At 55.8% G+C, this 11717-nt stretch carries 13 protein-coding genes; 8 read left to right on the forward strand and 5 right to left on the reverse strand.

All coding sequences use genetic code 11. The annotated features are described in order from the left end of the window. Window positions 1-114 precede the first annotated feature (114 nt). From DYU11_RS06730 to DYU11_RS06750, 5 genes are all read left to right on the forward strand, one after another. The gene (locus DYU11_RS06730) at window positions 115-1656 is read left to right on the forward strand and encodes a SusD/RagB family nutrient-binding outer membrane lipoprotein (protein WP_119666895.1); all 1542 of its coding nucleotides are present in this window, start codon (window positions 115-117) and stop codon (window positions 1654-1656) included. A gap of 26 nt (window positions 1657-1682) precedes the next feature. After that, a complete protein-coding gene (locus DYU11_RS06735) occupies window positions 1683-2456 on the forward strand; it encodes a DUF4397 domain-containing protein (protein WP_119666896.1) in 774 nt (257 codons plus the stop codon). 53 nt (window positions 2457-2509) lie between these two features. Beyond that, window positions 2510-3613 carry a BamA/TamA family outer membrane protein gene (locus DYU11_RS06740; protein ID WP_119667487.1) on the forward strand — a complete coding sequence of 368 codons (1104 nt, stop codon included), beginning with the start codon at window positions 2510-2512 and terminating at the stop codon, window positions 3611-3613. A 96-nt stretch (window positions 3614-3709) separates the two neighbouring features. Further along, window positions 3710-4405 (forward strand): TIGR04283 family arsenosugar biosynthesis glycosyltransferase, encoded by a 696-nt coding sequence (locus tag DYU11_RS06745; RefSeq protein ID WP_119666897.1) that lies wholly within the window; start codon window positions 3710-3712, stop codon window positions 4403-4405. Then, window positions 4402-5448 (forward strand): NAD-dependent epimerase/dehydratase family protein, encoded by a 1047-nt coding sequence (locus DYU11_RS06750; protein ID WP_119666898.1) that lies wholly within the window; start codon window positions 4402-4404, stop codon window positions 5446-5448. The genes DYU11_RS06745 and DYU11_RS06750 overlap by 4 nt, the downstream gene beginning before the upstream one ends. On the opposite strand, the gene DYU11_RS06755 is transcribed toward DYU11_RS06750, so the two are convergent. Beyond that, window positions 5449-6936 carry a flavin-containing monooxygenase gene (locus DYU11_RS06755; protein WP_119666899.1) on the reverse strand — a complete coding sequence of 496 codons (1488 nt, stop codon included), beginning with the start codon at window positions 6934-6936 and terminating at the stop codon, window positions 5449-5451. Between the two features lie 174 nt (window positions 6937-7110). Then, a complete protein-coding gene (locus DYU11_RS06760; protein ID WP_119666900.1) occupies window positions 7111-8115 on the reverse strand; it encodes a glycosyltransferase family 9 protein in 1005 nt (334 codons plus the stop codon). A 28-nt stretch (window positions 8116-8143) separates the two neighbouring features. Between DYU11_RS06760 and DYU11_RS06765 the strand changes: the two genes are divergently transcribed. The 3 genes from DYU11_RS06765 to DYU11_RS06775 all read left to right on the forward strand — a co-directional run bounded on the left by DYU11_RS06765 (window position 8144) and on the right by DYU11_RS06775 (window position 10587). Further along, window positions 8144-9382 carry a M16 family metallopeptidase gene (locus DYU11_RS06765; RefSeq protein ID WP_119666901.1) on the forward strand — a complete coding sequence of 413 codons (1239 nt, stop codon included), beginning with the start codon at window positions 8144-8146 and terminating at the stop codon, window positions 9380-9382. 76 nt (window positions 9383-9458) lie between these two features. Further along, entirely contained in the window at window positions 9459-9785 is a 327-nt protein-coding gene (locus DYU11_RS06770) for a nucleotide pyrophosphohydrolase (RefSeq protein WP_009283616.1), read from the forward strand. A 205-nt stretch (window positions 9786-9990) separates the two neighbouring features. Continuing rightward, window positions 9991-10587 (forward strand): RNA polymerase sigma factor, encoded by a 597-nt coding sequence (locus DYU11_RS06775; RefSeq protein ID WP_119666902.1) that lies wholly within the window; start codon window positions 9991-9993, stop codon window positions 10585-10587. Between the two features lie 3 nt (window positions 10588-10590). Here the strand turns inward: DYU11_RS06775 and DYU11_RS06780 are convergent, their stop codons facing one another. The 3 genes from DYU11_RS06780 to rfaE2 form a co-directional block, all read right to left on the reverse strand. Beyond that, window positions 10591-10869 (reverse strand): DUF2147 domain-containing protein, encoded by a 279-nt coding sequence (locus DYU11_RS06780; protein WP_119666903.1) that lies wholly within the window; start codon window positions 10867-10869, stop codon window positions 10591-10593. Between the two features lie 6 nt (window positions 10870-10875). Then, window positions 10876-11010 carry a hypothetical protein gene (locus DYU11_RS33775; RefSeq protein WP_262697095.1) on the reverse strand — a complete coding sequence of 45 codons (135 nt, stop codon included), beginning with the start codon at window positions 11008-11010 and terminating at the stop codon, window positions 10876-10878. Window positions 11011-11232: 222 nt separating this feature from the next. Then, window positions 11233-11712 carry a D-glycero-beta-D-manno-heptose 1-phosphate adenylyltransferase gene (gene rfaE2 / locus DYU11_RS06785; RefSeq protein ID WP_119666904.1) on the reverse strand — a complete coding sequence of 160 codons (480 nt, stop codon included), beginning with the start codon at window positions 11710-11712 and terminating at the stop codon, window positions 11233-11235. Window positions 11713-11717 lie beyond the last annotated feature (5 nt).

Below are 11717 nucleotides of genomic sequence, written 5' to 3' on the forward strand. Positions count from 1 at the left end.
AGGTTGTGATTAGCAGTTTGTGGTTAGTGGTTTGTGGTTGGTTGACACCGGAGGAACTACAAACCACTAACTACAAACCACAAACCTCGAACCACAAACGACAAACAAAACATCATGAATTATAAGAAATTAACCGGCTTGTTGCTGACCGGACTGGCTCTGACGCTGAGCAGTTGCAACGAGTATCTGGACATTAACAATAACCCCAACAACCCCGACCGGGTTGAGGCTGCGCTTCTGCTGGCTCCCATTCAGAACCAGTACACGCTGGGTATTCAGTTCGATGCCCGCTATCTTGGTTCATATAACCAGAACTGGCATAATTATCTTTCAGGTGTATCATGGGATCTGCAGGGCTACGTACCTTCCTCTGATGCCGGTGGTGAAATGTGGCGGAGCGTATACTGGAAAGGTGGGCGGAATCTGATCAATCTCATGGACGATGCCCGCGCCAACCAGAAATGGGATTACCTCGGCGTAGGACTGGTGATGCAGGCCTGGGGGTGGCAGATGCTGACCGACCTGCACGGCGAAATCATCCTGTCGGAAGCGTATGACCTGGACCCAACCAAGAATACGTTCAACTACGATACGCAGGAGGCCGTGTATGCCAAAGTGGTTGAGTTGACCACCGAGGCCATCAAGAACCTGAACCGGGCCGATGGGGCCGTATCGCAGGCGTCGCTGGGCCGGGGTGATGTGATCTACAAAGGCGACCGGACGAAGTGGAAGAAGTTTGCCTATGGCCTGCTGGCTATCAACGCGCACCACCTGTCGAACAAGAAAAGCCTGTACAAACCCGATCAGGTCATCGCCTACGTGGATAGTGCACTGACGAGCAACGCCGACGATGCCCAGTTCACGTTTAATGGCCTGAGTACGGCCGATGGTAGTTTCTTCGGACCGTTGCGCCAGAACCTGCAGGTATATGGCCAGTCGGCGTTTACGCTCCGCCTGCTCGATGGTACGGTGTTCAACGGCGTAAAAGACCCGCGTCTTCCCGTCATGCTGGCTGCCAGTGGCGACGGACAGTACCGGGGCATTACGCTTGGACAGGGACAGTCGACGGCCGCCAGTGTCCCGCTGAATATCCGGGTGGTTAGTCCGTGGGGGACACAACTGGGTGTTAACCCGCCGGCCGGTACGACGGGCCGGTACATCTTTACCGACAAGGGACCGTTCCCGCTGATGACGTATGCGCAGTTGCAGTTCATCAAGGCGGAAGCCGCGTTCATCAAAGGCGATAAAGCGACCGCCCTGGCCGCGTACCGGAAAGGCATCGAAGCCCACCTGACGGCTCCGTACGTCAACGTACCGGCTGCCGACCGGACGGCCTACCTGAACAACCCGGCTATCATACCGGCATCGGCCGCCAGCCTGACCCTCAGCCAGATCATGTTGCAGAAGTACATCGCGCAGTGGGGGTGGGGTTTCCTGGAACAGTGGTCCGACCTGCGTCGGTACAACTACAGCGCCGACGTGTTTACCAGCCTGACCTTGCCGACGACGTATTATCAGAACAACAACGGTAAGCCCGTGCAGCGGCTGCGACCCCGTTACAATTCAGAATACGTATGGAACGCCGACGCGCTGGCCAAAATTGGTGGCCTCGAGCTTGACTTCCATACCAAACCGCTCTGGTTCACCCAACCCTGATTGCTAACTTCTTGACAATTCGTAGTATGAGATACAAACTTTTTTCGGTAATGGCGTTGGCGACGGCGGCTCTGGTGGGCTGGTCGTGCGAGAAAAACGCGTTGACCCTGCCCGACGAACCCGTTACGAGTGGTGCGCGGGTTAAACTGGTGCATGCGGCACCGGAAGCCCCGGGGGTTGACCTGTTTGTCAACGGAACCAAACTGAGCGCTTTTACCCCGGCCAATGCGTCCACAACCAGTCCGGGAACGCCCGTGCCGATCAGCTTCAACAATACGTTTCCGGGAACCGGTGCTAACTACGCGGTGGTTCCGGTTGGCCAAACGGCCCTGAGGGTCTCGGCCCCAGCTACCACCACCGCTACCAGCGCTACGGTCATCTATGAGCAGACCACTCAGCTTGAGGATAACAAGTATTATTCGCTGCTGCTGACGGGGGCCGGTCTGAAGCCGGAGGTACTGCTGGTTAACGACGACTTCAGTAACGCAATCGACCCGAACAAATTCTACGTGCGGTTCGTCAATCTGATTCCTAATGACGTGAAGTACGATCTGGCCCTGTCGACGGGCACGGTAGTGATACCGGGCGCTGCGTACAAGAGCGTATCACCGTTCGTTGGCGTCGACGTCAGCAACAACGTATCGCTGGTGCTGCGGGCTGCAGGAACGACCACGAACATTGGCACGACCTACACGTTCACCAGCACAGCCAACGGTCGGGTCCTGACGCTTTTTGCCCGCGGTCTGCCCGGGAAAACCGGTGCGCAGGCACCCGCGCTGAACGGATACCTGAATCGATAGCGGCTAAAACTTATGGGGGCGTTTCGGCGTATATGCTGAAACGCCCTTTTTTTATGGTTGCTGCGCTGGCTGTCTTCTCCTCATTCCTGCTTACGGCCCCGGCCGACTCTACACCCAAACGCTTCAGCATCTTTCCGTTCCCGCTCGTTTATTACACCCCCGAAACCCGGCTGGCCTATGGCGTTGCAGCTACCATGACCTTCCGGTTCCGGCGCGATACGATACCGGCTGTTCGGCCGTCGCAGGTGACGGTCGGAGCGGCTTACACCCAGAACCGGCAGACGCTTTTCTACGTGCCTTTCCAGATTTTCTACGACCAGAACCGCTATTACGTAAACGGGGAGGTTGGGTACTACAAATACAGCTATTTTTTCTTCGGACTGGCTCAGCGGGAGGTTCCCCGCGAGTTATACAGCGTGAATTTTCCCCGTATTCGGGTGAATGCCTTTCGCCGGGTAGCCGACCGGGGCGTCTGGAAAAGCCTGTATGCCGGTGTGCGCTACCAGTACGAGGAGTTCGACGTAACCCAAACTGAACCGGCGGGTCTTTTAAGCAGTGGGGAGGTGCCCGGTGGGTTGGGTAGCCGCCTGTCGGGAGCCGGAGCCGGACTTTTTTTCGACACACGCGATAATATTTTTTACCCGTCCAAAGGTGTCGTCGTTGATTTGACTTATCTGCTAAACAATTGGAAATCAAAGGATGTTGTTGGGCAAGGCTTTTCGGACAGCCGGGCCAACCGCTTCGGGCGTTACGTACTCGATGTTGCTTCCTACCATAAACTGACCGACCGGGCAATCCTGGCGGTTAACTATATCGTAAGTATGTCGGATGGGTCTGCACCGTTCAATGCGCTGTCGTTGCTGGGCGGAACCAAACGGATGCGTGGTTATTACGAAGGCCGGTTTCGCGACTGGAACGTAGCGGTGCTTCAGGCTGAAGGCCGATTTACCCTCTGGCAACGCCTGGGGGCCGTCGTGTTTGGGTCAGTTGGCGTGCTGGGGAACAACACCGAGCTGATCCGTTTCGCAGACCCCAAAGGAGCTTATGGAGCGGGGCTGCGCGTCCGAATTAACCGCGACCGCCTGAATATCCGCGCCGATTACGGGTTTGGCCGACAGTCGAATGGCCTTTACCTGACGATCGGTGAAGCCTTTTAAGGCTGCATTGTTACTAATGTATATTTTGTGGTAACTTTGCGCGGTGGTCGTATGCGAGCCTTGAAAAGGTATAGTTATTATTGAAAAAGGAGCCGTATGACACTGAGCGTAATCATACCCACGTTCAACGAAGCCCGGCACATTGGTACGTTACTGCGCGAGTTACAGACGTTCGGAGGGGCTGATGTGGTGGATTTACTGGTTGTGGACGGTGGCAGCACGGATCAGACGGTTGCCCTCGCCCGGCAGGCCGGTGCGCGGGTTTTGCTTGCCCCGCGGCCGGGTCGGCCCCAGCAGATGAATTACGGGGCTGGTTTTGCAACGGGCGACGTACTGTATTTCGTACACGCCGACGTTCAGGTTAACCCTGATTTCGTCAGCGACATCCGGGAAGCTCTCCGGAACGGATACGAGGCTGGTTGTTACCGATTTCGCTTTGCATCGTCTCATCCTTTATTGCGGCTCAACAGCTACGGAACCCGCTTCCCCGGTCTGATGAGTCGCGGGGGCGATCAGACTCTGTTTGTCACGCGGGACCTGTTCACGCGGCTGAGTGGATTCAACGAACGGTATGTGGTTATGGAAGATTTTGACATCATCATCCGGATTCGGAAAATGGCGCGGTTCTGCATCATTCCCAAAGATGTGATTGTGTCGGCCCGGAAGTATGAGGTCAACAGTTGGTTGCGGGTGCAGATTGCCAATCTGACTGCGTTTACAATGTTTTTTATGAAAATAGCACCGGTACGTATTGCCAGAACGTACAGCCGGATGCTGAACCACCGCGGATGAAAACAGTACTACTGACCGGTGCAAACGGATTCCTGGGAGGCCATCTATGCCGTACACTGCTGCAGCGCGGTTACGCGGTACGGGCGTACGTGCGGCCAGGCGGTAACCAGCGCATGCTGAGTGGATTACCCCTGGATATCTGGGAGGGCGACCTGCGCGATACCGACAACGTACGGGGCGCTACCTACGGCTGTGACTACGTGATTCATGCCGGTGCGGTTGCTCAGGTAAACCCGGCCCGCTCACGAACGGTCGTGGATGTCAACGTGGGGGGAACAGCCGCCGTGCTGACCGCGGCAACGGAAGCCCAGGTAGAGCGGCTGGTGTTCGTTGGTACCGCCAACGTATTCGGATTTGGCTCGAAAGAACAGCCCGGCGATGAAGCCTGTCCGTACAACGGTGCCCGCTATGGTCTCGATTACATGGACAGCAAACTGGTAGCTACCCGGATGGTAACTCAGGCGGCCGTTGAGCACCGGGTACCCGCCGTACTGGTGCATCCAACGTTCATGCTGGGTCCTATTGATCATAAGATTACGTCCAATGCGCTGTTGCTGGCGCTGTATCAGGGGCAGCTGGCAGGCATTCCGACGGGAGGAAAAAATTACATCCATGTCGACGATGCCGCTACTGCTACGGTGAACGCCCTGACCGAAGGCCGGCTGGGTGAGTCCTATATTCTGGGCAACGAGAACCTCAGCTACCGGGAAGCGTTTGCGCTGATGGCCGATGTGATGCACGTGCGGCCACCCCGCTGGCTGGTTCCCCGACCCGTTACCCGGCTGATTGGTCAGGTCAGCGACTGGAAATACCAGTTGACCGGCCGGTTGGCCCAGCTAAACTCCGCAATGGCGGCTGTCGCCAACGACGGCCATTATTTTACCGCCGACAAGGCCATTCAGGAGCTTCATTTACCGCAAACCCCGGTCAGAGTAGCCATTCAGGATGCGTTCGACTGGTTTCAGCAGCACGGTATTATCCAGAAAGCAGCGTGGCAGCCCGGCACCCACGAATTCCGGCAGTTCGCCGGTTCGGGCCAGTGATCAGGGCAGGCCGCCCGCCGGTCCAAACTGCATGACGCCATCGTTGATACGCCCGAACCGGATGGTCAGCATATCCTGCAGGTAATTCTGGTACACCTGCCAGGGCCGGCGCGAACCCTGTTGGGGCAGTACTGAGCCGGCTCGCTGCACGTAGCCCGAGGTAAAATTCAGGAGCGGCTGCGGCTGGACATCAGCCTCCCGGCGCGGTACGGCAATGGCATGGTTGTGCTGGTCCATGTAGCGGAGCAGCCGGCACACGTAGCCCGCAGTCAGGTCGGTCTTGAGGGTCCACGAAGCATTGGTGTACCCAAAAGCAATCGCAAAATTAGGTACGTCGCTGAGCATCATGCCTTTGTACATCATCAACTGATTCGCCTGACACACCTGACCGTCGACGGTCAACTGCATCCCGCCCAATAGTTTTATGGTTAAGCCCGTGGCCAGTACAACAACATCGGCCGGTAGTTCTTCACCTGACCTGAGCTTCAGCCCGGTAGGCGTAAACTGATCAATTTCGTCTGTCACTACCGAGGCTTTGCCCTCCCGAATGGCCTGAAACAGGTCGCCGTCCGGTACGACACAGAGCCGCTGGTCCCAGGGGTTGTAGCGGGGCCTGAAATGAGTATCAACGGCGTAGTCGGGACCGAGCTGCTCAGCCGCCATCCTGACAATTCGTTGCCTGGTAAACGCAGGCAGGCCACGGGCAATCCGGAAGGTGAGCATACTGAGCGTGAGGTTTTTCCACCGGGTTAGGCCATACGCCATACGTTCGGGCAGCAAGCGCCGGAGCCCCTGGGCAACGGTGTCCTGACTTGGCAGCGCAACAATGTAGGTCGGCGAACGCTGGAGCATAGTCACGTGCGCTGCCGAACTGGCCATAGCCGGTACCAGCGTCACGGCGGTGGCTCCGCTGCCGACCACCACTACTCGCTTGCCGGTATAGTCAAGGTCTTTCGGCCAGAACTGCGGTAAAACGATCAGCCCTTCAAAGTCGTTCTCCCCGGCGAACGTAGGACGGTAGGCTTCCTCGTAGCTGTAATACCCGCTGCACATGCAAAGAAATCGGGCCCGTACGGTATGGCGATCGCCCGTAGCCCGGTGCTCAGCCTCCAGGGTCCAGCAGGCCTGCTCGCTCGACCAGGCTGCGGCAACAACCTTGTAGCCAAAATGAATGTGCTGCGTAACGCCGTACTCGCGGGCGGTTTCTTCGATGTACTGCCGAATGGACTCTCCATCGGCAATGGCTTTGGGTTTGCTCCACGGCTTGAATACATACCCGAGCGTGTGCATGTCGGAATCGGACCGGATGCCCGGGTAGCGGAACAGATCCCACGTACCGCCGATTGTATCGCGGGCTTCCAGAATGGCGTATTGCTTGTCGGGGCATTCAGTTTGCAGCCAGCAGGCCGTACCGATGCCCGACAACCCGGCCCCTACAATCAATACGTCCAGCGGCTTTTCATCGGACGGAAATGGAACAGCAGACATAAAAGTAAACGATGTCAGAATAGTCTGATAACAAAAAAGGGGCGGGGTTTGATCCGGCAGTATACGCCGTCAGAACGGATTGGAGCTGGACAGATCAAATACGCAATCTGGCCGCTGATGTTGCTGATAACGCTGATGGTCGCCATCAGACCCTGACGTTAACCAATACATGGTTTACAGCAACTGCTCCGTCCGGATGCTGTAGGCGCAGCGGTAATGACCGAGCGGGCAGCCCGACCGGCCGTGCAACGTACAGGGGCGGCAATCGAGCGGCTCGGGGGTGCCAACAGTTCGTGACTGATCAGCCAGCGGTCCAAAGCCAAACTCCGGCACCGTCGAGCAGAACACGGCCGTAGTAGGCGCGTTCATGGCCGAGCAAAGATGCAGCGGGGCCGAATCGTTCACGTAGTTCATTACCGCGTCCTGCATCAGCGCTGCCGATTGCAGCAGGGTCAGCTTGCCGGCGAGGTTCCGCACACCTTCCTGCCGGCCCGACAGAGCAATGATCGCATCACAGGCCACTGCGTCAGCTGGCGCACCCAGCAGATAAACCGTGGTGTCGGCAGGCAACGCCCGAATCAGTTCCGCCCAGCCTTCGGCGGGGTATTGTTTGGTAAACCAGACGGATGTCGGTGCGATACAAACGTACGGATTCGACTGGTAGCCCCGGATGCTTTCGTAGTCCTTCGTCAATGGGTAGAGCTTAGGGCGGATCCGGACGGTGCCTGCTCCCTGGGACAGCAGGGGCTCGAGCAGACTCCGGTTGCGGTCAACTTCGTGTACACCCGGCAGAATGTGGTGCGGAAGGGCGTAGGTAAAAAAACGGGAAAACGGATTTTTGTCGAAGCCAATCGTCGTTTTGGCATTGGACAGAGCCGTCAGCAGGCCCGTTGTGCCGAAGCGCTGCAGGTTTACGACGGCATCGTACGGCTCGGCCCGGATGCGCTGCAGCACCTGCCACAGACTCTGGTATTTTTTTTTCTTGTCCCAGACCAATACCTCGTTAAGAAACGGATGGCCCTGCAGCAACCCCTCATTACCTTTGCGTACCAATACATCGAGCCGGGCGTCCGGCCGGGTCTGGTGTATTTGTTCAAGCACCGCCGTAGCCAGAATCACATCGCCGATAAAGGCAGTTTGAATGATCAGGAACCGGGGTGAATTGGTTACGGTTATCATTAGTACGCTGTCGTGCGTAAATCTACGAATGGAAGATTACGAAATTTATACATTGCCAAACGGGATACGGATTGCTCACAAACAAATTCCGCACACCCAGATTGCCCACTGCGGCATCATGCTCGACATCGGTAGTCGGGATGAACAACCGCACCAACAGGGATTAGCCCATTTTTGGGAACATATGGCATTCAAAGGTACGGAGAAACGTAAATCGTACCACATCATCACTCGCTTAGAAACGGTAGGGGGGGAGCTTAACGCATACACCACCAAAGAAAAAGTTTGTTTCCACGCGTCGGTGCTGGGTGCTCATTTCGAAAAAGCAACCGAACTACTGGCCGATATTGCCTTTCATTCGGTCTTTCCGGAAAAGCAGATTGAGCGGGAGCGGGGTGTCATTCTGGAAGAAATGGCGATGTATTACGATTCGCCCGAAGATGCGATTCAGGACGATTTCGACCAGTTGATTTTTCCCAATCACCCGCTGGGGGGCAACATCCTCGGTACGCCCGAAACCGTGCAGTCGTTCCGCCGGGAGGATCTGCAGCGGTTTATCGCGGAGAATTATGACACCAACCACATCGTGTTTGCGTCGGTGAGTAATGAGCCGTTCAAAAAAGTGGTGAAAACGGTGGAAAAATACCTGCGCGACGTACCGACGCAGACGACGCAGCGCCAGCGTCGGGCCCCCTCGGTGTATGCGGCTCAGCATACGCAGGTGGAGCGGCCGATCACCCAGGCGCAATGTGCCCTGGGGCGACCCGCCTACAGCCTGACCGATCCGCGCCGACTGCCGTTTTTTATGCTTGTCAATCTGCTGGGCGGACCAGGTATGAACTCGCGGCTAAACATGAACCTGCGCGAAAAATTCGGGTTGGTGTATTCGATCGATGCCAGCTATACGCCGTTTCTGGATACGGGGTATCTGGGCATCTATTTTGGTACGGACCCCCGAAAGGTGGAACGTAGCCACGCGCTGATCATGAAGGAATTGAAGCTGCTGCGCGAAAAACCCCTGACAACGCTTCAGCTGCACCAGACCAAAGAACAGCTGATGGGACAGTTGGCCATGGCCGAAGAGAGCAACAACAGCTTTATGCTGATGATGGCCAAGAGTATTCTGGACATCGATCGGGTCGAAGCCCTGACGGATATTTTCAACGACATCCGGGCCGTAACGGCACCTGCCATTCAGGACATCGCTCAGGAGATGTTCGACGAGAGCCAGTTCAGTTCGCTGACGTTTGTACCGGAGAAGGATTGATGGTGTACGGTTTTCGGTAGGTCATTCGGCTTTGTCCAGCCACAAACCGAAAACCACAAACCAAACAACTAACGCTATGACCCTTAAAGAAGCACAGGACACCGTTGATCAGTGGATAAAAACGGTGGGGGTTCGCTATTTTGGCGAGCTGACTAATATGGCCATTCTGACGGAGGAGGTTGGTGAACTGGCCCGGATCATGGCCCGGCGGTACGGCGAACAGTCGGAGAAGGAATCGGACAAAAACCGCGACCTGGGCGATGAAATGGCCGATGTGCTCTGGGTACTCATCTGCCTGGCCAATCAGACCGGTGTGGACCTCACCGAGGCTTTTGCCAAAAACCTGGAGAAAAAGAACATCCGCGACGCTACCCGGCATCTGAACAACGAAAAGCTCAGGTAATCTTCCCTTTATTCCGGATATAGGACGAACCGTTGCCCGCCGACAAACTGACGACTTCACTACGTGTAGGCAGACAGGTACATTCGTTTTCTTCGGCCAGATATGATTTGAATAAGATCAAGTAGTAAAAAAACAGTATGCAGAATGTCGTTAAACTACGCGAATTGGTGTAGCTTTATCCATTTATAAGATTAAGTCAATAGGAGTGGAGGAGGTTCGTACATACGATCAGGCAACCGATGCCCAGATTTGGGATGACTTTCTGCAGGGCAGTAAGGCGGCCTACTCGTTCATGTACGAAAAATACGCGCGAATCCTGTACAACTATGGCTATAAGATCGCCCAGGACCGGCAGCTAACCGAAGATTGCCTGCAGGATTTGTTTCTGACCATACTCGAAACCCGCGAACGGCTGAGTCATACGGATTCCATCAAATTTTATCTCATGCGGGCGCTCCGGCGGGATATTGTCCGGAAGCTGAATGCCCAGCACCGATTTGCCGATGCCGCGGAACCGGAAGTGGGCTTCAGGGTCGAGTTTCACTACGAACCTACCTGGCTCGATTCACAGATCTCGAAGGAGCGTTCGGAAGCCCTGCTTGAGGAGTTGAATCAACTCCCCGCCCGCCAGAAGGAAGCCTTGTTCCTGAAGTTTTTCGACAACCTCAGTTACGAGGAAATTGCGGGGATTATGGGGATTGAGACCACGTCGGCCTACAAAGTAATCTATAAAGCCATCGCGTCGCTGCAAAAACGCATGCTGCTGGACCTTTTCTGCTGGGTAGCGATACTGAGCCAGTGACCCCTACGATGACGAACGGGTAAGGGTATATTCCTTGTGCAGCCAGCGGCAACCTTTGTAGACCCGGGCCACTAGGGTTCTGGAATCCTGAAGTTTCAGCTCCACATCAAAATGGTCGCCTGTTTTGGGATGGACCAGTTTGCCCCCCGACCAACCCGTGCCGTTGAACGATAGGTTGCTGATCAGCAACTGATTCTTGACGATGCCAAATTGTTGACGGCCCTTACCGCTTACATCGGCGATACGCCCAAAGTAGCGGTCGCCGGAACGGTATACCTCAATGCTCGACTATTTGGCCGGGAAAAGCCAGCGCCCCAGAATCAGATCGGCCGAACGGTCGTCGGATGGCTGGCCCGAATGGGGCCATAACAGAAAAAACAGCAGGCCACCAGCCCAGGTAGTACGTTGAAGCAGCAGTTTCATATAGGTATCCGGGACTTTATAGACAACTAACTCTATTGGAAAAGTCGTTGTTATAACGAAACTAACACGTGAATATGTGCTAATCTCACTAAAGTTATAAAATTCCGGGTTTTACTGCTACCCGTAAAGGCGTTCAGGTGCAGTCTGTCGGCTGGGTCAGGCCACAGGGCAGGCTTTGTGGAGACAAAAACGTACTGATCGTCAGGACGCTGGGCCGTTCGCTCAGAAACTGGTTTTGATACGTTCAATCAGCCGGGTGGTCGAATAGCCGGGTACCAGCGCAATGGTTTCGACCCGGCCGCCCCGGCCCAGAACAAAATCCGACCCGACGATATTGGCAACCGTGTAATCATCGCCCTTTACCAGAATGTCCGGCTGAACGGCCTGGATCAGTTCGAGGGGAGTCGGCTCATCGAATAAGGTAACCAGATCAACAAATTCCAGAGCGGCCATCAGCCGGGCGCGGGCGTATTCGTTCACCACCGGACGCAGCGGCCCTTTGATGGCACTGACCGACGCGTCGGTGTTCAGGCCCAGAATCAGCCGGTCGCCGAGGTGGCGGGCTTTTTCGAGGTAGTCGATATGACCCAGATGAACAATATCGAAGCAGCCATTGGTAAACACAAGCTGCTGGCCGGCCGCATGCCAGGCTTCGGCCTGCCGTATGGCTTCATCGCGGGAGACAATCTTGGAGGCTGTCATGCAAA

It is taken from the genome of Fibrisoma montanum, assembly GCF_003583365.1.
GTDB lineage: Bacteria > Bacteroidota > Bacteroidia > Cytophagales > Spirosomataceae > Fibrisoma > Fibrisoma montanum.

Excerpts from the sequence above, each read along its gene's own strand:
- DYU11_RS06730 (WP_119666895.1), top strand. The coding sequence starts at position 115 with ATGAATTATAAGAAATTAACCGGCTTGTTGCTGACCGGACTGGCTCTG.
- DYU11_RS06735 (WP_119666896.1), top strand. The coding sequence starts at position 1,683 with ATGAGATACAAACTTTTTTCGGTAATGGCGTTGGCGACGGCGGCTCTG.
- DYU11_RS06740 (WP_119667487.1), top strand. The coding sequence starts at position 2,510 with ATGGTTGCTGCGCTGGCTGTCTTCTCCTCATTCCTGCTTACGGCCCCG.
- DYU11_RS06745 (WP_119666897.1), top strand. The coding sequence starts at position 3,710 with ATGACACTGAGCGTAATCATACCCACGTTCAACGAAGCCCGGCACATT.
- DYU11_RS06750 (WP_119666898.1), top strand. The coding sequence starts at position 4,402 with ATGAAAACAGTACTACTGACCGGTGCAAACGGATTCCTGGGAGGCCAT.
- DYU11_RS06755 (WP_119666899.1), bottom strand. The coding sequence starts at position 6,936 with ATGTCTGCTGTTCCATTTCCGTCCGATGAAAAGCCGCTGGACGTATTG.
- DYU11_RS06760 (WP_119666900.1), bottom strand. The coding sequence starts at position 8,115 with ATGATAACCGTAACCAATTCACCCCGGTTCCTGATCATTCAAACTGCC.
- DYU11_RS06765 (WP_119666901.1), top strand. The coding sequence starts at position 8,144 with ATGGAAGATTACGAAATTTATACATTGCCAAACGGGATACGGATTGCT.
- DYU11_RS06770 (WP_009283616.1), top strand. The coding sequence starts at position 9,459 with ATGACCCTTAAAGAAGCACAGGACACCGTTGATCAGTGGATAAAAACG.
- DYU11_RS33775 (WP_262697095.1), bottom strand. The coding sequence starts at position 11,010 with ATGAAACTGCTGCTTCAACGTACTACCTGGGCTGGTGGCCTGCTGTTT.
- rfaE2 (WP_119666904.1), bottom strand. The coding sequence starts at position 11,712 with ATGACAGCCTCCAAGATTGTCTCCCGCGATGAAGCCATACGGCAGGCC.